The 19,761-nt window shown below is 59.8% G+C and carries 21 protein-coding genes and 1 tRNA gene; 6 read left to right on the top strand and 16 right to left on the bottom strand.

Features of this window, described 5'->3' with window-relative positions:
* Positions 1–6 precede the first annotated feature (6 nt).
* The 4 genes from RJ40_RS10870 to RJ40_RS10885 form a co-directional block, all read right to left on the bottom strand.
* A complete protein-coding gene (locus tag RJ40_RS10870) occupies positions 7–174 on the bottom strand; it encodes a DUF1059 domain-containing protein (protein WP_265580874.1) in 168 nt (55 codons plus the stop codon).
* Between the two features lie 106 nt (positions 175–280).
* The gene (locus tag RJ40_RS10875) at positions 281–721 is read right to left on the bottom strand and encodes a hypothetical protein (RefSeq protein ID WP_265580875.1); all 441 of its coding nucleotides are present in this window, start codon (positions 719–721) and stop codon (positions 281–283) included.
* Positions 722–952: 231 nt separating this feature from the next.
* A tRNA-Val gene (locus RJ40_RS10880) sits at positions 953–1,026 on the bottom strand.
* A 176-nt stretch (positions 1,027–1,202) separates the two neighbouring features.
* Positions 1,203–1,805, bottom strand: coding sequence for a PH domain-containing protein (locus tag RJ40_RS10885; RefSeq protein ID WP_265580876.1), 603 nt, complete (start codon positions 1,803–1,805; stop codon positions 1,203–1,205).
* A gap of 152 nt (positions 1,806–1,957) precedes the next feature.
* On the opposite strand from RJ40_RS10885, the gene RJ40_RS10890 reads away from it, so the two are divergent.
* Positions 1,958–2,536 (top strand): nitroreductase family protein, encoded by a 579-nt coding sequence (locus RJ40_RS10890; RefSeq protein ID WP_265580877.1) that lies wholly within the window; start codon positions 1,958–1,960, stop codon positions 2,534–2,536.
* A 308-nt stretch (positions 2,537–2,844) separates the two neighbouring features.
* On the opposite strand, the gene mch is transcribed toward RJ40_RS10890, so the two are convergent.
* The 7 genes from mch to RJ40_RS10925 all read right to left on the bottom strand — a co-directional run bounded on the left by mch (position 2,845) and on the right by RJ40_RS10925 (position 10,360).
* Entirely contained in the window at positions 2,845–3,789 is a 945-nt protein-coding gene (gene mch / locus RJ40_RS10895; protein WP_265580878.1) for a methenyltetrahydromethanopterin cyclohydrolase, read from the bottom strand.
* A 62-nt stretch (positions 3,790–3,851) separates the two neighbouring features.
* Positions 3,852–4,985 (bottom strand): ORC1-type DNA replication protein, encoded by a 1,134-nt coding sequence (locus RJ40_RS10900; protein WP_265582570.1) that lies wholly within the window; start codon positions 4,983–4,985, stop codon positions 3,852–3,854.
* Between the two features lie 59 nt (positions 4,986–5,044).
* Complete coding sequence (locus RJ40_RS10905; protein WP_265580879.1) at positions 5,045–5,704, bottom strand: hypothetical protein; 660 nt, start codon at positions 5,702–5,704, stop codon at positions 5,045–5,047.
* A gap of 47 nt (positions 5,705–5,751) precedes the next feature.
* Positions 5,752–7,296, bottom strand: coding sequence for a beta-ribofuranosylaminobenzene 5'-phosphate synthase (locus RJ40_RS10910; protein ID WP_265580880.1), 1,545 nt, complete (start codon positions 7,294–7,296; stop codon positions 5,752–5,754).
* Between the two features lie 485 nt (positions 7,297–7,781).
* Positions 7,782–8,951 (bottom strand): cofactor-independent phosphoglycerate mutase, encoded by a 1,170-nt coding sequence (locus RJ40_RS10915; RefSeq protein ID WP_265580882.1) that lies wholly within the window; start codon positions 8,949–8,951, stop codon positions 7,782–7,784.
* 4 nt (positions 8,952–8,955) lie between these two features.
* Positions 8,956–9,426, bottom strand: a complete 471-nt coding sequence (locus RJ40_RS10920; protein WP_265580883.1) for a COG2426 family protein — start codon at positions 9,424–9,426, stop codon at positions 8,956–8,958.
* A gap of 4 nt (positions 9,427–9,430) precedes the next feature.
* Entirely contained in the window at positions 9,431–10,360 is a 930-nt protein-coding gene (locus RJ40_RS10925) for an NAD-dependent epimerase/dehydratase family protein (protein WP_265580884.1), read from the bottom strand.
* A 39-nt stretch (positions 10,361–10,399) separates the two neighbouring features.
* Here RJ40_RS10925 and RJ40_RS10930 point away from each other — a divergent pair, with 39 nt between their 5' ends.
* From RJ40_RS10930 to RJ40_RS10950, 5 genes are all read left to right on the top strand, one after another.
* Positions 10,400–11,272 (top strand): methanogenesis marker 12 protein, encoded by an 873-nt coding sequence (locus tag RJ40_RS10930; protein WP_265580885.1) that lies wholly within the window; start codon positions 10,400–10,402, stop codon positions 11,270–11,272.
* Between the two features lie 342 nt (positions 11,273–11,614).
* Positions 11,615–12,157, top strand: coding sequence for a pyruvate ferredoxin oxidoreductase subunit gamma (locus RJ40_RS10935; protein ID WP_265580886.1), 543 nt, complete (start codon positions 11,615–11,617; stop codon positions 12,155–12,157).
* Positions 12,157–12,417 (top strand): 4Fe-4S binding protein, encoded by a 261-nt coding sequence (locus RJ40_RS10940; protein WP_265580887.1) that lies wholly within the window; start codon positions 12,157–12,159, stop codon positions 12,415–12,417. Before RJ40_RS10935 ends, RJ40_RS10940 begins: the two co-directional genes overlap by 1 nt.
* Before the next feature lie 3 nt (positions 12,418–12,420).
* Positions 12,421–13,575: a pyruvate synthase subunit PorA gene (porA, locus tag RJ40_RS10945; protein ID WP_265580888.1), complete on the top strand. Its 1,155-nt coding sequence runs from the start codon at positions 12,421–12,423 to the stop codon at positions 13,573–13,575.
* On the top strand, positions 13,576–14,460 hold the full coding sequence (locus RJ40_RS10950; protein ID WP_265580889.1) for a thiamine pyrophosphate-dependent enzyme: 885 nt from the start codon (positions 13,576–13,578) through the stop codon (positions 14,458–14,460).
* Between the two features lie 783 nt (positions 14,461–15,243).
* Here the strand turns inward: RJ40_RS10950 and RJ40_RS10955 are convergent.
* The 5 genes from RJ40_RS10955 to RJ40_RS10975 form a co-directional block, all read right to left on the bottom strand.
* Positions 15,244–15,891, bottom strand: coding sequence for a DUF5803 family protein (locus RJ40_RS10955; protein WP_265580890.1), 648 nt, complete (start codon positions 15,889–15,891; stop codon positions 15,244–15,246).
* Positions 15,828–17,033: a threonine synthase gene (gene thrC, locus RJ40_RS10960; protein ID WP_265580891.1), complete on the bottom strand. Its 1,206-nt coding sequence runs from the start codon at positions 17,031–17,033 to the stop codon at positions 15,828–15,830. The genes RJ40_RS10955 and thrC overlap by 64 nt, the downstream gene beginning before the upstream one ends.
* Positions 17,034–17,404: 371 nt before the next feature.
* Complete coding sequence (locus RJ40_RS10965) at positions 17,405–18,133, bottom strand: metal-dependent hydrolase (RefSeq protein ID WP_265580892.1); 729 nt, start codon at positions 18,131–18,133, stop codon at positions 17,405–17,407.
* Positions 18,115–18,855, bottom strand: a complete 741-nt coding sequence (locus RJ40_RS10970; RefSeq protein WP_265580893.1) for a carbon-nitrogen hydrolase family protein — start codon at positions 18,853–18,855, stop codon at positions 18,115–18,117. Before RJ40_RS10970 ends, RJ40_RS10965 begins: the two co-directional genes overlap by 19 nt.
* Positions 18,852–19,508 carry a MarC family protein gene (locus RJ40_RS10975; protein WP_265580894.1) on the bottom strand — a complete coding sequence of 219 codons (657 nt, stop codon included), beginning with the start codon at positions 19,506–19,508 and terminating at the stop codon, positions 18,852–18,854. Before RJ40_RS10975 ends, RJ40_RS10970 begins: the two co-directional genes overlap by 4 nt.
* Positions 19,509–19,761: the final 253 nt, after the last annotated feature.

Here is a 19,761-nt window from a genome sequence, read left to right on the forward strand (position 1 = left end):
ACCAGTTCAGTGGATGGTCTTCTTGATCTGCATCCACTCCTCTGCAGAGAGATTTTCTTTGCCATGCACCTCGCGGGCGTGGTCGGCGATCTTCTGCTCAAGGTCGAACTCGTTCTCGGCTGTGGTCTCGAATTCACATTTCATCCCGATGTCTTTGCATTTGAACGACGGCATGGATATCACCGGGGGCGGGTACCTCACCCTGGTATATAGAGATGATCCTGATCCGTTGCTGTGGCAGAGTCTCGGCCCAGTGTCATCTGGAGGGGAGGAACTTCGATCACTCCGGCGGCGGCGGATGCCCGCTCTCTTCGTCCTCGTCATGAACTCTTTTCGCCAACTTCTCCACTTCTTCAGCTTTGATCTCCTCGGCGCGTCCTCCGAAGTAGAAGCCGACGATTGTTGCAAGAGCTCCTGTCAGGACTCCCAGGGTGTTCTTTAAGAGATCGGACGATGCGTCTTTCTCAGCAAGATAGAGCACTGCCGCTCCGACGATCAAAACGACCGCGAGCATCATCGAATATCTTGACAAACCTTTCCGTGATGGGGACTGAGACAGGAGTTCCTGCACCACTGTGGTCCGTTCATCTTCGGAGAGATCCTCCAGATGTATGCTTTTGAGGATCTTTCTTTTCATCAGGTAATGCAGAGAGATGTTCAGAATCCACGGTAGTACAATGAGAATTCCGATAATTATGAATACAAGGATCCATGATTCCATGCCGCACCCCTCAGGGAGTGAAAATAATATATCTGGCGGGATATATCTGCCGTTTTGAATGGCGTTATCTATGCAATGGTGGTGTGGGTATTCCGGGAGGATTGGATCTAAAATACGGACGCATCTCTCTGGAGAGGTACGTATCTCGATATTCCTCGGAGCAGACGGTGAGATGAAATCTTCAAAAGGAATATCTTTGTGTTGTATCTGGGATTATCTTTTGAAAAAGGATGGGCCTGTCCGGATTCGAACCGGAGATCTTCGCCGTGTAAGGGCGACGTCATAACCGACTAGACCACAAGCCCGGTGTTCATAAATGTTTCTCATTTGTCGGTATTAAACGTGTTGCTGCTCTCCGGTCGTTGGAGTTATTCTGGAGAGACCTATCTGGAGGGCAGGGTGGATACAGATCTCCATGCGCCTGGTGTCCCCCCTCCGTCAGGATTCTCTCTCCCGGTGGTGGGAAAAAAGATCGTGCCGGTCACCTTTCAGCCATCTTCTCAAGCAGTTCTCTGATCGCCCTCAGTTCTGTGACGACCGCCTCTTGTCCCGCCCCGACAGGGACCGGTGCGGTCTCCTCCTCTCCGCCGGTCACCGCCGCCACCGGCGGGCGTCCGCGCACCTGCGTCATGATCAGTTCCCGGAGGGGTTCGGGTTCTTCGATGCCCAGGATCCTGATCTCGGCCTGGGCCTGGGCCGAGTACCCGGCTGTCTGGATGCGAAGATTGGAGATGCCGAAGAGACGCATCACCGGGCCTTGGATAATGTCGACATTGGTGATCCGGTTGTACGGGACGATCCCGGTGCTCCTGAACCAGACCCCACGTTTCCAGGTCATCTCGGTGTCGGTGAGATGGTAGACGATGCTCTGGTAGTAGAGCGGGATCCAGACGGCGACGAAGATGATCAGGGCAAGCATACCCCCTCCGAAGATCAGGGTGAGCAGCGCCTCTCCGGCGAAGGAGACCGGGAGCAGGATGAAGAAGGCGCCGAAAATGGCCAGGATGACGAGAGAAAGGAAATAATATCTCTTGAACTGGGGGGCAGGCTTGAAGTCTTTCCCTATCGTGATCAGGTCTTTCATAGGCGGTTACCTCTCAGCCATACTCATCTGTTCCAGAGGATAAAGATATGGCAGGCTCGGCTCCTCTCCAGATGCTTCATCCCTGTATCAGGATCCCTGAGCGATCTGCGATCTGACAAACCATTATATCTCGCGGTGCGGCAGGGCGACCCATGCCGACCGATGTTGAGATGGTCCTTGCGGCCATCAGGGGAAGGCGGAGTATCAGGGCGTATGAGGAGCGACCCCTCGACGAGGAGACTGTCACCGCGATCATCGACGCGGGGGTCCACGCCCCGACCGCCCTCGGACTCCAGCCATGGAGGTTTATCGTCGTCAGGAAACGCGGCCTGATGAAGCAGATCTCCGACTACTGCAAACCGATCCTTTGCACCATGCTGGAGGGCGCCACCGACGAGACGTCCGCAGGTTTTCGGGATCTCCTCTCCAGGGAGGATTTTGAGATCTTCTACGGTGCCCCGGTGCTCGTTCTCGTCCTTGGAGACGAGAAGAACCCGTACAGCATTTATGACTGTACTCTCTGCGCCGGAACCATGATGCTTGCTGCCCATGCGATGGGGATCGGGAGCTGCTGGATCGGTTCGGCCGGGCCGGTTGCCGGGAATTCAGAACTGATGAGAGCGCTGGAGGTGCCGGCAGGGTATGAGATCATCGCCCCGCTGATCTTTGGCTATCCTGGAGAGCGTCCGGAGATGCCGGTGCGATCCAGACCGGGGATCACCTGGGTCTGAGTTTAGGGGCTGAAGATACCCAGTTTTTTGTAATAATAGGGCTCTGTTGAATCAGGCATGAACCCTGGGCTCAAGCATACGCGATTGAACATTGTTCAAGAGATCTTCTGATTGACGTGCCTTCCCGCACGCTCACGTCGGGGGCGCTGCCCCCGGATCCCGGGATTGCGATAGGGGCGTGAAGGGCAGCGAGGAGGTTATGAAGAGGGTGGTGTCGTCCCCCGCGCTCTCTTCGCGTGGAGAACCAGGGGGTAGTCAGCCCCTGATGTTTCACTCCTGAAAAGGAATACAGCAGAGCAAAAAAAGTATTACTGGAGCCCGAAGGACTGCAGCGTCACATCGGGGTTCACTTCGCCGACATGGTAGACCGCGCCCTTGGAGAGCTCGTTGATGATGACCTCGGCCGGGGAGAAGAGGGAGGTATCGATCTTGTAGAAGTCGTAGCCTGCCTCCTTGAAAATCTCGTTGAATGGCTTGCCATAGCCCTGTGATTTGTTGGACGGGATCTTCTCGAGGTACTCCGTGATCTCAGGGGCGTTCATCGTCAGGGTGATCTGGCCGTGGTAGATGGTGGCATCGTTGGTGACGCCCATGGCCTGCTTCGGACCGCGGACCGGCGGGATTGGTGCCGTGCCCATGCCGGCGATGATCTTTCTGGTGTCGAACCCGAGTTCGTTGAGTTTGTAGACCGCGGTCTCGACACACCGGCCGGCGACCTGGATCGAGCCGACGATCGAGGAGGTCGGAGCGACGATCGCACAGGTGTTGGCGACGTCCACCTTGCAGGCGTCGGCGATGGTCTGCATGACCTCGCCGTTCGGGAGGTGGTCGCTCTCCAGACAGATCACCGCAGATTCGCACTCGTCCTGATAGTCGATCACTTCATAGGTGTGCTTGGGCTTGAGGGAAAGTGCCCGTGCGGGGCCTGAGCCCATCGCAAAGTAGTTCCCTGTTTTGACGGTCCAGCCTGCCTTCTGTGCGCCGAGGCACGCAATCGACGGGTAGTCAGTTGAGACCTCGATGAAAGGCATCGGGATCCCCTTGATCTGACCCATCGTGAAGTTCACGTCGGCGAGGCCGCCCATACAGATCTCGGTGAAGACCCGTCCCGCCAGGTAGCCGCCTGCTACCGAGACACCGGCATCGACGATCCTGGCACCATTGTCCAGTTCGTGCGCCGCGACATTGTAGTCTTCAGGGTACTCGAAAACATCGTTGAAAATATCAAGGGCCTGTTCATTCACGCTCAGCATGGAAATATCACCGTTCATATAAATGACGCGGAGAGAATAGATAAGACTTGCCAATCGTTCTCTCATACCAGGAGTTCGAGGATGCGTCCTGGTTCGTATCTGAGGGAGATAACCCTCGTCCGTCCCCGTCCCTGCCGATAATTGAGGTTGATCAGGCGCATGGCATCGAGTTTCTTAATGATCTCATAATATCTTGTGTAGCCGAGTTTCATGTGCCCTTTTGCCCATTCATAGATCCCGCCTGCGTTCATCTCATCTTTTTCGTCCCTCTCAAGACTCATCCTGGCGATGATCCGCATCAGTTCTTTCTCTTCATCTTTCAGTGTCCTGAGCGTGAAGGTGAGATGAAGATACTTCGAGACCTCGTAGGCCTGGCAGATGTCGGCCTCCTCGATCTGCCGTCGTGCTGCCATCTCCGCGTTCAGGGTGGCACGCTTGAGCAGGTCGAGCCCGACCCGCAGGTCGCCGCTCTTCATCGTCTGTTCGACGACCAGGTCGAGCATCGACTCAGAGAGGGCTCCGGGATACAGCCCGGTCATCACCCGCTCGGAGAGGATATGGCGAGCCTCCTCGGCACTGTACGGCGGGAAGTAGATCTCGGTCGGTCGAAAGACCGAGGCGACCCTGGGATCGACCTCGCGGGAGAGGTCGACATTCATATCGGATATGATAGTGATCACTCCGATCCTCGTGCCGGGGTATGTCTCGTGTGAGCGGAGGAGGGCATACAGGATCTTGTTGATCTCGTTTTCGTACAGGAGATAGTTTGCATCGTCAAGGGCGACGAGCAGAACTTTCTCTTCTTTTAGAAGAATTCTGGCGACTGCGTCGAAGATCTGCTTGAACGAGGTGCCTGAGGCCGGGGCGGGGTGGCCGGAGAGTTTCTGGTAGATCTGGGTGAAGATGGCGAACTTGGTGTTGTCGATCTGGCAGTTGATGTAGACCGGAACAAGTTTGCTCTCGTGCTCCTCCACCTGTGCAAGGAGTTTGCGCACGCTTGTCGTCTTTCCGGTACCTGGCAGCCCCCTGCAGATGGTGTTGAATGGCCTGCCTCCCCTGAGCCCTGGTGTGATCTGGAAGGCGAGTTCACGCATCTGAGTCTCCCTGTGGTTGAACTGCTCCGGGACATAATCAATCTCGAAGACTTCCGGATCCCGGAAGAGTGTCTCGTCCCACATGAGGAGATCCTTTTTCATCATCTATCCCTCGTCCTGTCTCTATTTATACGCTGTAGATCTTCACTTTCGCCCTGTGCTCACTGCGGGTGAGTCAGTTTATCCATGCACCCCTTGCAGAGAGTTTTGTTCAGGAAGAGTTGACTCATCTGTTTCTGGGTCTTGGTGACCGATACGCCGCACTCCTCGCAGACCGCTTCGCCGGCGGCCGCCGCGGGTTTCGGTGCCGGTGTCGGTGTCGGTGTCGGCTCTACCGCTTTTTCCGGTGCGGGTTCGGGGGCCGGGGGTGCTGCCACTGCCGGTTCGGGGGGAGTTATGGGTGCCGGCTCTACCGGTTTTTCCGGCGTGGGTTCGGAGGCCGGGGGGGCTGCCACCGCCGGCGTGGGGGGAGTTATGGGCGCTGGTTCGGGTGCAGGCTCCGATTCCGGTTCCAGTACGACCTTTTTTGCCTCCTCTTCCTCGACTTCGATGGGAACCAGCACGGTCTGTTCCCTTGCCGGGGCTGGATGTTCGGGCTCTGCTGCCTTCTCTGTGGAGAAGACCCGGTGACGGTAGGCATCCACCCGTTCGGCGGTCGCTTCGTCGCCCCGGCCGAGCCTGGCCAGCATCCCGTCGAGGAACCCGGTGAGTTCGTCGGCGTCCTCCTGCGACTCCACCTCTCCGGCCACTTCGAGGCGGAGGTTCTCGTAGTTGTCAAGGTTGACGGTGATCCCGAGTGTGAGTGTCTTCTTTCCAGGCATGGTAATCACTAGAATATGTGTGGTATATCTATATCTGTGTATATTCGTTAGCTGATTTGGGGGGAAAACCTGACATTTGCCCCACAGTTTCTGGCATGGGTGAGGAGTGCTGTTCCTCCGGTTTCCGCCATCGTTTCCTCCGCAGCTCTGAAGGCATCCTGCATGCCGGTGTCACCGATTGCATAGACCGTCGGACCGAAGGAACTCAGTCCAACCCCTGTGGCATCGGTGTTTCTGAGGGTGGCGATCAGGTCGGGGATGAGAGGGGGTTGAAGGCTGTGTTCGACTCGTTTGAGCCCGAGCCCCTGGATCGTGTTCACCGCCGCCCCGAAGAGTTCAAGATCTTTTTCCACGATGCCGGGGAGCATCTGCATCAGCACCGCATGGCAGAGCGCCTGCACCTCACTAAGGGGCACCGGGCAGTGCTGCCGGAAAATATCTACTTCAGCCTTCCCGCTCGCACCCTCCGGAATGGCAGGGGTGGCCAGGAGGATCTGCCAGTCCTCAGGGAAGGGATGCCTGAAGAGCACCGGGGCGGGAGTCACCCCCTTCGAGGCCGAAGACGGCCTGAAGTTTGACTTCTCTCCGGAAGGCCCGAAACTATGTCCGCCGTCCAGGATGAAGCCGCCTGACTCGAATGTGGCGGTCCCGATCCCTGACGTCCCGCCCCTTCCGACGATCGCCGCGATCTCTCTGACCCCCAGGGGACGGTAGAGCGCGGAGAGTGCGCGGGCGGTGGCGAGGGCGATCTGGGTTCCGCTGCCGAGACCGATGTGCCCGGGATAGGTACGGTGCAGTGTGATCTCGGCCCCTCCCTGCACACCCAAAGCGGCAAGGACTTTTTCTGCAGTCTCTCTAACTCGTTCCGCGCTCTCCTCATCTCCTCTGACCGAGAGTTCGCCGCTTCGTTTCGCCTCGATCACGACGGCGGGATCTTCGACCGAAAGACCGATCCCGCCGTCGACCCTCCCGGAACTCCCGTTCATATCGATGAGGCCCATGTGGATCCGTGCCGGGGCCTCCACGATCACTCTGGCTTCATCAGTGAAGTTGCAGTATGGGAAGGTCTCTCTGATGGTGATGAGGGGCGCTCCACCGGTGATGATCTGGTACCGGCGGGAGAGCAGCGGCTCGTGGCGGAAGATCTCGAAGACGCCGCTGATGCCGGTGTCGGCCCGGCACACTCTCACGTCGTCGAGTTCGCGCCGCGCCTCGATCCTGTGCATCTGCATGATTCGCCCGATTGGAATGTCGGCTCGCATCAGATCGTCTTTGAATGAGGGTTCAAGTCGGGAGAGTGGGGTATCTGACACTGCGTACAGGAGTATTTTCCCATTCTCGCTCTCGTTCAAGGTCACGATACGGTGGTTGACAGGTTCTCCTGCACTGATGCCGAGAGACACCGCCACATCTTCGTCGGCAGGCATCACCTTCTGGGAGAGCGTGTGCACCGTCACATCGCAACCCAGCACGTTTTCAAGAAGTGTGGTTACCGAGCCGTCGGTGCCGAGAAGGATCTTCTGCATCGGCGAGAGGGTGCCGACATCTTTCTCCAATTCCTGGAACTTTTCAGCAATTTTAAATGATTTCATGGTTCTTCACCTGCTGCTCGTCCCGGAAAGGGGCTGCATGGACGGCAGGGAACAATAATACCCCAGAGCAATAATAGTACTGTACAAATTATCCTGACCGCGGTAGATGATGAAAGTTACCCCCTCTGATTTATGATGATGCAGGGTTCTGATGCCGCTTTTATTTTAAAAAAGTGATTTTATTCCGGCTTTGTTGAAACTCTCTTCTGGAGTGAACATGGCGGTGGGAGAATTCTCTGGACCCTGCTGGCAAGTCATCACTAAAATGTCGGACCTTTTGAAACTCTTGATCACACTCCTCACGACGGGGCAGTGGGCAAGGAACACAAGCCATCGCCGCCCATACTCTATCTTCGTCATGGGGGGCACACGCTCTTTACGGTCTCTTCCTGGCAATCGTACGGCAGTGCGCCCCCGGATCGAGGATGGGGGATGATGTGGGATCAGAGGGTTACAAAAAAAGTATGAGGGTTTCAACAGAGCCTTTATTCTGGCCTTTCAACCGATTTCCGCCCGAAAAGAAGAGGCAGGAGGTCGGCCGATTCGCGCAGACCGTACGCACCCTTCGTCGCCTCGCTCTCCGAGTACACCTGGGTGGAGTCCGCGCCATGACCCAGAACCGCGAAGGGGACCGGGTTGCTGGTGTGTGTCTTCAACCTCACCGGCGTCGGGTGGTCGGGGAGGAGGGCAATTGCCCCGTCGAAGTGGTCGAGGACCGTGCCGAGCAGTCCGTCGACTCCCTCGATCGCCTTCACCTTCTCCTCGACACTGCCCATATGTCCGGCCTCGTCGGGCGCCTCCACATGGATGTAGATGAAGTCGAGGTGCTCGATGGCCTTGATGGCGTAGCGCGCCTTCGCCTGGTAGTCGGTGTCGATGAACCCGGTGGCGCCCGGCACCTGGACTACTTCCATCCCTGCATATTTTGCGATCCCGTTGAGGAGGTCGACCGCGGAGATCATCCCGCCGGCAAGTCCCCAGCGCTCCGTGAAGTCAGGGACTGCCGGGCGTTTCCCGCCACTCCATGGCCAGATCGTCGTGGCAGGGAGTTTTCCAGCGGCCGTGCGGGCGCGGTTCACCGGGTGGTTGGCAAACGCAGCCTCTGCGGCTTCCATGCACCGCGCGAGAAGAGGAGCGTCCCCGCCTTCCGGGAGGTACGGAGCGACCGCCTGCCCGACGATGTCGTGAGGTGGGGTGGTCTTTGACCCTTCACCCTCGTGGACAACCATCAGGTTGCGGTACGAGACGCCGGGGTGGAGGTCGGCGCCGGGCACGGCAAGGGTGCTGATGAGGGCGGCGCCCTCCTCGCTGGATATATGTCCGGCATTGAAGTCCTCCATCACCCCCTCTCTGAGCGTGACCAGGTTGAAGCGGTAGGCATAGTCCGACGGCCCCAGGTCGACTCCCATGCTCGCTGCCTCCAGCGGGCCCCGTCCGGTATAGCAGGTCCGTGGGTCGTAGCTCAGGACCGAAAGGTTTGCGACGTCGCTTCCCGGTTCGAAACCGTCGGGCACGGTCTTCAAAAGCCCGCACCGCCCCTCTCTCGCGACGAGATCCATATTGGGCGTGTCCGCATATTCGAGGGGGGTCTGTCCGCCGAGTTCCTCAAGGGGCTCGTCGGCCATCCCATCTCCCAGCACGACGATGTATTTCATGGTATCATCCGAGCATTCCGTGTACAGATGTGATTCCAAGCATAGTAATGGTGGTGACGGCGACGGCGATCAGCATCCCGGCGGCGATGGCTGGGAGGGCATAACGGAATCTTATTCCGAATACGAACGCCGCAGCGCAGGCTGTCCATGAACCGGTGATAGGGATCGGCACGGCGACGAAGGGAATGAGGGCGAGGGCCCCCCAGCGCTCGAAGCGCTCAGAGTGTCGGCGCGTCCTGGTGAAGAGCCAGTCGAAGAATCTCTCGAAGAGTCTCGACCTTGCGATCAGGAAGTCGGAGACCGGTTCGAGGAGGAGGAGGAGCACCACGACCACGGCAAGGTTGCTTGCGATCCCGATCGCGGCGGCGGCGACCGGCGGGTAGCCTCCCTGGATCGCGAGCGGGATCGCGTAGCGCGACTCCCAGAAGGGAAGGGCGCTCTGCACGGCGATGAGGATCGTGGCGATCAGGTCCATGGCATCACCGGAGGATGGCGCGCACAGTCTTTCTGACGCTCTCCTCAGAGCCGATGTCAGGCCGCCACCCGAGTGCCTTCATCCTCTCGATGGAGAGCTGCATCTTCGGGACGTCGCCGACCCACCCGCGCGCCCCGCCGGTGAAATGATACTCCACGTCGGAGAGTCCCATCTCGTCGACGATGATGTCCGCGATGGAGACGACGTCGATCCAGTCCTCCGAACCGATGTTGAAGGTGTTGACGGTCTCGTCTGCGTGGGCGACCGCATATTCGAAGCCCCCGACGCACTCGCGGACGTCCAGGTACGACTTGGTCTGCCGTCCGTCTCCCAGGATCTCAAGTTCTTGCGGGTTCTCCCGCAGTTTCCTGATGAAGTCGGTGATCACCCCGTGCCCGCTCCGTTCGCCGATGATGTTGGCGAACCTGAAGACCCATGCCTGCATCCCGAAGGAATGAGCATAGGCCGAGATAAGCGCCTCGCAGGCAAGTTTGGTCCCGCCGTAGACCGAGATCGGGAGCATGGGGGTATAGTGCTCAGGGGTCGGGATGATCGAGGCCTCGCCATAGACGGTGGAGGTGGAGGTGAAGACCAGTTCGGGCACCTCGTGCTCGTGCATGGCATCGAGCACCCGCTGGGTGGCAAGGATGTTGTTGTCCACCTGGACGCCCGGGCTCTGGGCGCTCTGCCGGACGTCGGGGTCGGCGGCGATGTGATAGACGCGGTCGGCCCCTTCGAAGACCGACTGCCACCCGTCGTCGAGGAGGTCGGCCCTGACAAACCTGACGTCTCCTGCCTGGAGGTGGCCGGCGATCTGATCGGTCGAGCCCGCGCTGAGGTTGTCGATGACCACGACATCGTCGCCGCGTGCGACGAGGGCGTCCACGGTGTGCGAGCCGATGAATCCGGCACCGCCTGTGACTATGCTGAACATCACCATTGAATATCCCTCCAATGCTATAGGAATAATGGTATGTTTATCGGGATCGATCATGGCACGACGGCCATGCGCTTTGCCTCCGAGGAGGGGCAGTTCAAGATCTCACGCGAGGCGGCGCGCGAGTTCTCGGTCCATGACCTCGAACGACTCTGCCCACTGGATGAGATCGAGGGGATCGCAGTCTGTTACTCGATGGGTGACGGCATTACGGCCATCACCGATATCAGAAAGGTCACGCATCGCGGGGTCGTCTCCCGGGAGGGGGCGGGCAAGCACATCGGCGGCGGGACGCGCGTCTTCGACGAGGTGGCCGCGAGCGGTCTCCCGGCGGTCGTGGTCCCCGGCATCCACCGCGGTTCCCCGACCGACCCGCGCTTTAAGGCTTATTCACACCAGACCAGCCCGGAAAAACTGGGAATCGCCTATGGGGTCTGTCATGACCTGGGCGGGGACGTGGTGATCTCCGACATCTCCTCGAACACCGTTACCCTCCTGGTCTCCGGTGGTACGATCATCGGGGCCTTCGACGCGTGCGTCTTTGCGCCGGGTACGCAGCACGGGGCGCTGGATGTCGACGCCATCCGGCGGGTCGATGCAGGGATCGAGACGGCGAACGAGGCCTTTCTTCACGCGGGCGTCACCCACACCCTCCCGCCTGAAGAACAGGACCGCACCATCGCGATGTTTGCGGCAATGGAGTGCGCTTCGATGCTCCTCCTCAATCCGGGGGCAAAAGTAGCTCTTGCAGGCTCGAAAGCCCCGGTGGTGGCGGACGAGATGCGCGCCCTCCTCGGTCGGGAGGTTGCGATCTATGACGAGTGGTGCGCGGCCCACGGCCTTGCCGCCCTCGCCCGAGACGTATTCACCAGGAAAATGCCGGTTCTTGGCCTTCCTCTGGATCTGTAAAGGCCCCATGTTCCGGGGTCCCGGAAACCGGGATCTGATCTCTGATAATGGCGTTTTGGGTCAGATCCGTATCCACGATGGGTACGATATGTAAAATATTGCCCAATTGGGTTGTAGCACGGTTGGCGTATGGGATTGGATCAGCCTCAAAAAAGATACCTTATATGCACGTATTTTACACGATTTTGAGTGTTGCCGGGTTATTTCGTAAAGTTGATAGAAGATGGTGATGATTTTTACTGGCACACTTATGTTCACGGATGGTGCCTTCTGTCCAGATGGCTGCTTGCCGGCAAAATATTCTTATTTATTAATCATGATAAATTATGTGGGGTATTCTGAGTGAGAGAGTTACGCATCCATGGTAGGGGTGGACAGGGTTCTGTCACTGCTGCCGAACTGATCGCCGTCGCTGCGTTCGAAGGTGGGGTCTACTCCCAGGCCTTCCCGTCTTTTGGCGTCGAACGGCGAGGGGCGCCAGTGCAGGCATTTGTCCGCTTTAACGATAGAAAAGTTCGCCTGCGCAGTGAGGTTTACGAGCCCGACTATGTTATCGTGCAGGATAGCACGCTGATCGGCGACGTGAACGTCTTTGGCGGTATGAAAGAGGGCGGTATCGTCCTGATCAACACAGAAAAGGAACTCTCGGTTGATGTCCCCGAAGGGGTGAAGGTGATCGTGATCGACGCGACCGCAATCGCCCTCCAGCATCTCGGTGTGCCGATCACCAACACCACGCTCATCGGCGCCTTCGCCGCAGCCTCTGGCGAGATCGCCCTCCCGGCGCTTGAGAAAGCCCTGCGGGTACGCTTCCCCGGAAAACTTGGAGACAAGAATGTCGCAGCCGCTGAATATGCCTTTAACCTCATCAAGGGTGAGGCCTGATGGCACTGAGAGTCGGGTGCGCCGCCCCCCCGGGCCGCGCTCATGACAACAGGACCGGGTCCTGGCGCGTCTTCAAGCCTGTCTTCAAATATGAAAAGTGCGTGAAGTGCGGGCTCTGTGAGGTCGTATGCCCCGAAGGTTGTGTGTACGAACGCGAGGACGGGTTCTATGAGCCTGACTTCGATTACTGCAAGGGGTGCGGGCTCTGTGCCGAGGAATGTCCGGTGGATGACATCGAGATGGTCCAGGAGGAGAAGTAAACAATGATGGAAATTCTTGAAGGCTCCCACGCGGTCGCCGAAGCGGTGAAGCGCTGCCGTCCCCAGGTGATCGCCGCATATCCGATCACCCCTCAGACCCATATTGTCGAGGCGCTCGCGAGCATGGTCGCAGACTGCGAACTCGACGCCGACTACATCTGTGTTGAGAGTGAGTTCTCCGCCCTCTCCGCCTGTCTTGGTGCGAGCGCCGCGGGTTCCAGGGTCTACTCTGCGACTACCTCCCAGGGACTGGCCCTGATGTTCGAGGTCTGCTTCAATGTGGCCGGGATGCGCCAGCCGATCGTGATGACCATCGCCAACCGTGCGATGGGCGCTCCCCTCAACATCTGGAACGACCAGCAGGACTCGATCTCCCTGCGCGACGCGGGATGGATGCAGTTCTATGCCGAGGACAACCAGGAGGCGAGCGACCTCCACTATATCGCCTACAAGGTGGCCGAGGACCACGACGTCCTCCTGCCGGCGATGGTCTGTTTCGACGGCTTCATCCTGACCCACACCTACGAACCGGTGGACATCCCCACCCAGGAAGAGATCGACGCATTCCTCCCGCCCTATAATCCGGTGAACATCCTGGACGCAAAGAACCCGATGTCTCTGGGGATGTATGCGACCCCCGACTACTATATGGAGTTCAGGTACGAGATCGAGGAGGCGATGAAGCGGTCGCGGAAGATCTTTGCAGAGGTCGGCGCCGAGTTCGGCGAGACCTTCGGGCGCGACTATTCCGGGATGGTCGAGGGTTACCGTCTCGATGACGCGGACACGGCGTTTGTGGCGATGGGCTCGATCTGCGGGACGGTCAAGGACGCGATCGACGAGATGCGCGAGGACGGGAAGAAGGTCGGCCTCCTGAAGATCAGGAGTTTCAGGCCGTTCCCCTCTGAAGAAGTAAAGGCATCTCTCGCCGGGGTCTCGAAGGTGGCGGTCCTGGACAAGAACATCTCGCTCGGGCAGAAGGGGGCGGTCGCCCTTGAGGTAAAGGACGCCCTCTACGGCACCGGGACCGAGGTGCTCGACTACATTATCGCCCTGGGTGGGCGCGACGTCAGGAAACGCGACGTCCGGGCGGTCGCCGACCTCGCGGAGAAGGGGATCGGTGACCGGTTCTATGGGCTGAGGACGGAGGTGCTCTAAATGGAACAGGAATCTGAACTCTTCGAGTGCGGTCACCGCGCCTGCGGCGGCTGCGGCCCTGCCCTGGCGGCACGACTCATCCTGAAGGGCACGGGCCCGAACACGATCGTGGTGGCATCGACCGGGTGCATGGAGGTCTTCTCGACCCCTTACCCCGAGACGGCCTGGGGCGTGCCGTGGATCCACTCGCTCTTCGAGAACGCCGCGGCGGTGGCCTCGGGGATCGAGTCGTCCCTTAAGAAGCAGGGGCGCGACGAGCATGTCGTCTGTATCTGCGGCGACGGCGCCACCTTTGATATCGGAGTGCTCTGCATCTCGGGGGCCTTTGAGCGGGGACACGATATCACCTACATCTGCTATGACAACGAAGCCTACATGAACACCGGGATCCAGCGCTCGGGTGCGACGCCGTACGACGCCAACACCACCACGACCCCGGCCGGGAAGTGCTCGACCGGAAACCCGCGGCCCAAGAAGGATCTGCCTGCCATCCTGGCCGCTCACGGGGCGAGTTATGTGGCGACGGCCTCGATGGCCTACCCCAACGACCTGATCAGGAAGGTGCAGCGCGCGGTGAACACTCCTGGCTCCAACTACATCCAGGTCCATGCGCCATGTTGCACGGGCTGGGGCTTTGACGGTTCGCAGACGATCAAGGTCGGTCGTCTCGCCGTCGAGACCGGGCTCTGGGTGAACTACGAGATGGCTGACGGCGAGGTCGAGCATGTCAGGAAGGTCGCGAACCGTAAGCCTGTCGAGGAATACCTCGAGGCCCAGAAGCGGTTCCGCCACCTCTTCAGGCCACAGAGAAACGAGGAAGAGATCGCCAAAATCCAGGCGATCGCCGATCACAACGCCATGGCGTTTGGGGTCGACCGAAAATAATATTTTTTTTGGCTCTGTTGAATCGCTCATGAAGCGAAAGCACGCTTCAAGCATACCGCGAGCATATCTCAAAAGTATCCCGGGCTTGAACAGTCCCCTGGATCAAAGCACATTTTTCCTGGAATCCCCCGCAGCGAGGATAGGGGTGGGGCGGCGACGAAGCGGTGATCCCGCTCGCTGCCCCCCCAGTGAAGAGCATGATCGGCGGCTCTCCAGTCAGACATTTGAGGGTTGACCAGACAACAGATCCATTCCTTCATGGAGGCGAAACGTCATCTTCCGTCCTATCTTCTGCGGGGGCGTCCCTTCTGATCCCGCGCTATCCCTCTCAAGACTTCTGAACGATCGTCTTCCATCGACCTCGTTTCTGGGGGGCGATTGAGCGGTGTCCCTTCCCGCCGGTCTTCCGGGTAGAACCGGACGCCGGTGTGCTACACGCGGAAAAAAGGACTCTGTTGAATTCCTCTTCAGGAGTGACCATGAGGGGCTGCTCACACCCTTGCCCCTCCGTGATGGACCGGCAGAGGATGGGAACCCTCTTTGAACGATTCCCCGCCCGCCTTCCTCCCCTATCACAATCCCGGGGGATCCGGGGGCAGAGCCCCCGGCGAGAGCATAGGGGGAAGGCACGTCGACCAGACGGGCCGCCCCGCCAGAAGAACGAGAAATGTTACCCTGCTCTCTCGCGCCGGGGGGTGATGAAGTGCTCGGTTCCCGTCACCCTCAAGGCTGGGAGGAGAGGAATTGAGGGTTTCAACAGAGCCGGAAAAAGAGGGAAGGATCTTATGGCCCTTCGGGCGGCGGGATCTCGGGCGGTTTCTGCCGACGGAGAAGGAGGTACGGGAAGAGGAGCACCACCGCGACCGTCAGCCAGATCGACCCGAAGATATAGAGGAGCCGTTCCTGTCCGGGGTCGTAGTAGCGAGCCTCGGCGAACACGGTTTTCTCCCACTGAATTGTAGTCGTCCCGTTCTCTTCCTCGGTCACCGCCGCGCCGGTGCTCGTCCACCCCAGGAGGGGGTTGGAGACCGAGAGACCCTCGGGCAGGGTGACGGTGATATTGGAGGGCTCGGTCATGAGGATCTGGAGGTCTCTAGCCTCGACGTCGGCCTCATAGCCGACGGTCACGTTGCCCTGCTGGAAGGAGACGGTGTTTTTGTCCTTCCACGAATAGGTGCAGTTTGTTCCGCACTCACCCGAGACCGTGACATTTCTCACCTCCAGGGAGACGGTTTCACCGAGATACCCCGGCTTCCAGAAGGAGTATTCACTCTCGTTGACGAGGGTGACCGCCCCCTGGTAGGCTTCGCCACCAGGGAGCACCTCGAAAGTTGCATCGAGGGCCGAGACCGGCACCGCAAGGGCGATTATAAGTGCAAGACAGAGAGCAAGGCACGCTCGGTGGCCTCGATCTCGATCGGGGGTGGACATTGTTTGATCACCGTCTCCGGGTCTTTGAGGAGGTGCCCGGTAACGACACAGACGATCCGCTCGTCCCTGTCGATCGCCCCTTCCTCGACGAGTTTCTTGATCCCCGCAACCGAGGCCGCAGAGGCGGGCTCAACCCCGATCCCCTCTTTCTGGGCGAGGTCGCGCTGCATGCTGAGGATCTCTTCATCGGTCACCGCCGCGGCCGTACCGCTGGTCGCCCGGATCGCGGTCAGGGCTTTCTCGGCATTGACCGGTGCGCCGATCCTGATCGCGGTGGCCACAGTCTCAGGGTTCACCTGGGGCACCACCTCGGGGAGGCTGCCTTCGACAGCCTGCACCACCGGCTGCGAACCGGCCGCCTGGATCCCGGTCATCATCGGGAGGCGGTCGATGAAGCCAAGGCTCTCGAGCTCGCGCAGTCCCTTGTAGGCCGCGGAGATGTTCCCTGCGTTCCCGACCGGGAGGACGAAACGGTCGGGGACGTCGCCGAGCTGGTCGACGGCCTCGAACGCGATGGTCTTCTGCCCCTCAAGCCGGTACGGGTTGACCGAGTTCAAGAGATAGATCCCGTGCTTGATGCAGAGTTCGCGGACCAGTTCGAGGGCGCGGTCGAAGTTGTCCTGGATCGCGATCACCTTTGCCCCGTGCATCAGGGCCTGGGCGACCTTGCCGAGGGCGACCTTGCCCGCCGGGAGGAGCACGACTGCCGGGACGCCTGCCTTCGCTGCATACGCCGCCAGACTGGCCGAGGTGTTGCCGGTACTTGCACAGGCCACACTCTTCATCCCGAGTTGCAGGGCCATCGAGACCCCGACGGTCATACCCCGGTCCTTGAAGGAACCGGTCGGGTTCATCCCTTCGTGCTTGGCATAGAGGTGCGGGAGACCGAGTTCCTTGCCGATCCGCTCCAGATGGTAAAGAGGCGTGCCCCCCTCCTGGAGGCTGACCGGTTTGATGGTGACCGGGAGGAGTTCCCGGTAGCGCCAGACCGAGAGGGGACGGCGGTCCCATTCGTCCCTGGTCACGGAGATAGTATCAAGGTCATATTCAATGGTGAGCAGGTGCCCGCACTTCGGGCATGTATAGATGATCTCGCCGGGCGCGTATTCGGCACCACAGTGGATGCACGAGAGACGATACATACGAGAATATTGGTCGTCCCGGTAGATGAAAATTCGGCTATGGGGGTGTCATCGGGATCGGTCCGGGGTGTCTCCTCCGCCCGACGCGAGAGAGCAGTTTGGCATTCTTTGTCCTTCTGGTGTGGTGTCCTTTCAGGATCGCCTGCCTTCCCACACCCTCGCGCCGGGGGCGCTGCCATTGGACCCCCGGGATTGCGATAGGGACGGGAAGGTAGAGGTATGATCGTTCTGAAGGCGTTTCCGTCCTCTGCTTATCAAGTCTACACGGATGAGGGGTGTGGTCAGCCCTTAATGTTCACTCCAGAAGAGGAATTCAAGAGAACCGAAAAATTATGGAAGTAATGGGGCCAGAAAGCCGAACATACAGGCCCCTACCGCCCGAAACGGCTGATGATAAGAAAGATCCCCCAGAGTGCGGCGGCCAGCGCCGCCCCGCTCCATGGAATGAGTTCTACAGGTATCTGGCCCATGACGCAGGCTGCGAAGACGCCGACTGCTCCCGCACCCATCACCAGGACATAGGCCGCCGGTCTGCGGTCGTCGTTGCCGGTGACGATCCGCCCCTTCGTCCGGTGTGCAGAGAGGGGAAAGAGCCAGGCAACCCCGCTCTTCGTGCATGAGTCCTCGAGGAGGTGGAAAACCGCCCCGCCGAAGAGACCGAAGAGGAATGCCTGGACAGCACCGTTCCAGGGGAATCCCAGCACTGCCGTTCCGAGGAGCCAGGCATAAAATCCCACGACCAGGGTCATCAGGAGAACCCCGATGCCGGAGTGGAGGACGCCGCGGTGGCGGGGCATCCCGCGCTCTCCCAGGAAGAGAATGAAGGGGAGTGAGATCGGGTAGTAGACGAGGTACTTGATCCCGTACCCGAAGAACGGGAGGAAGTAGACCCGCCTGCCGCGCCTGCCAGGCATATGGGTGTGAAAGATCGCCGAGTCGTTGGCGTCGGCGTCGGGAGCGAGGGCACCGATGAAGACTCCGAAGAGTGCTGCGACCGCCCATTCCGGTGGGATGGTGAGCAGAAGGGGGGCCAGGACCGTTGCAGCCGTTGCGAGACTGATGCTGATATGTTCGTCGCCTTTCACGGCATCGTCTCCCACCGGGCATAGAGGTCGGACCTGCGGTCTTTCCTGACCGGTATCGAGGTACGCATCTCGGTGACCTGTCGCGGCTCGATCTCTCCGCAGACCATTCCACCGGTCCGCTCTCCGATCAGAGATCCATCAGGGGCGGCGATGCACGATCCACCGTAGGCGTTCGCACCAGCCAGATAACATCCTGCATCGAGGGCCCGTGCCCTGGCCAGGAGTTCCCACTGGGAGAGCCTCTCGGGCGGCCAGGCTGCCGGGACGAGGATGCACTCGACGCCGCACCTTGCATAATGAAGGAAGAGTTCGGGGAACCTGAGGTCGTAGCAGATCGCAAGCCCGAAGCGGACGCCGTCCGCGTCGAAGACCACGGGGCAGTCGCCTGCCGAGCAGGTCTGCTCCTCTCCCAGCGGGGTGAAGAGATGGACCTTGGCATAGCGGGCATGCACCTCGCCGTCAGGCCCGACGGCCCAGGCGGTGTTCTGTAGTATCTCCTCCCCTTCCATCGAGGAGCCGACGACCCAGACGTCGTGGTCGGCCGCACTCTTCGCGAGGGCCGGGAGGATCTCGGGTGCGGCGATCGGATGCACCGGCGACCACCCGGTCGCAAACTGCTCCGGGAAGAGGACGAGGCCGGCACCCGCACGGGCCGCGGCGGCAATGCACCGGTCGGCACGCAGAAGACTCTTTGTCACCGTCGCCCCGGTCTCGCCCTCCGCACAGCAGACCTTCACGGCACCACTCCTGCCAGAGTCGGGAATGCCGTCCTGATCCCGGTGATGATGAACTGCACCGCGATGGCGATGAGCATCATACCCATCAACCGGTTTACCGCCCTGTACTCCCGTGGTCCGATCCGGCGCATGATCGTCTCTGACCTGGAGAACATCAGGTACGTGATCCCGATCGTGACGGCGACGGCGACGACGGTGATGAGCACCCCCGCCGGGTGGTAGGAGGTCGCCTCCTGGGTGAGGACGATGACCGTCGTGATCGCCCCGGGTCCTGCGATCATCGGGATCGCGAGGGGCATCACTCCGACATCATCGGCGTCCAGACCTTCTTCCCGTTCGGTTGGTGAGATCTTTGCCCGCGAGGCCCTGGCATAGACCATGTCCATCCCGATCCCGAAGAGGAGCAGTCCGCCAGCGATCCTGAAGGCCTCCAGGGTGATCCCGAAGACCTGGAGGATCAACCCGCCGGCAAGGGCGAAGACGAGCAGGATTGCCAGGGCGTATCGGCAGGCCGTCCTGGCCACGCTCCACTGCTCGGCTCTCTCCATCCCTTCGGTGAGGGAGACATAGAGGAGCGTCGCCGCGAGTGGGTTGACGACGATGACCACCGACGAGATGGCCAGGAGGGCAAAACTCAGCAGGTCGCCGTTCATGGAGAATCTGTTGGATTTCTGTGGGTTAATGCCTTTCGAAGGTTTTTGGTTTGTTTCATAAGATGGCTCTGTTGAACCGGGCATGAATCCCTGAATAAAGCATCATCGAATGGTCGTAGGGGATGAAGAGTCTGCGATTGAGGGGGCACATCCGATCATCGCGTCTTCCATCACCACACGTGCCGAGGGGCTCTGTCGCCGAGACCTCCGGGATGAAGATCGGGGTGGAAGGCGGAGAAATGACCATGAAATG

It is taken from the genome of Methanofollis aquaemaris, assembly GCF_017357525.1.
GTDB classification, from domain to species: domain Archaea; phylum Halobacteriota; class Methanomicrobia; order Methanomicrobiales; family Methanofollaceae; genus Methanofollis; species Methanofollis aquaemaris.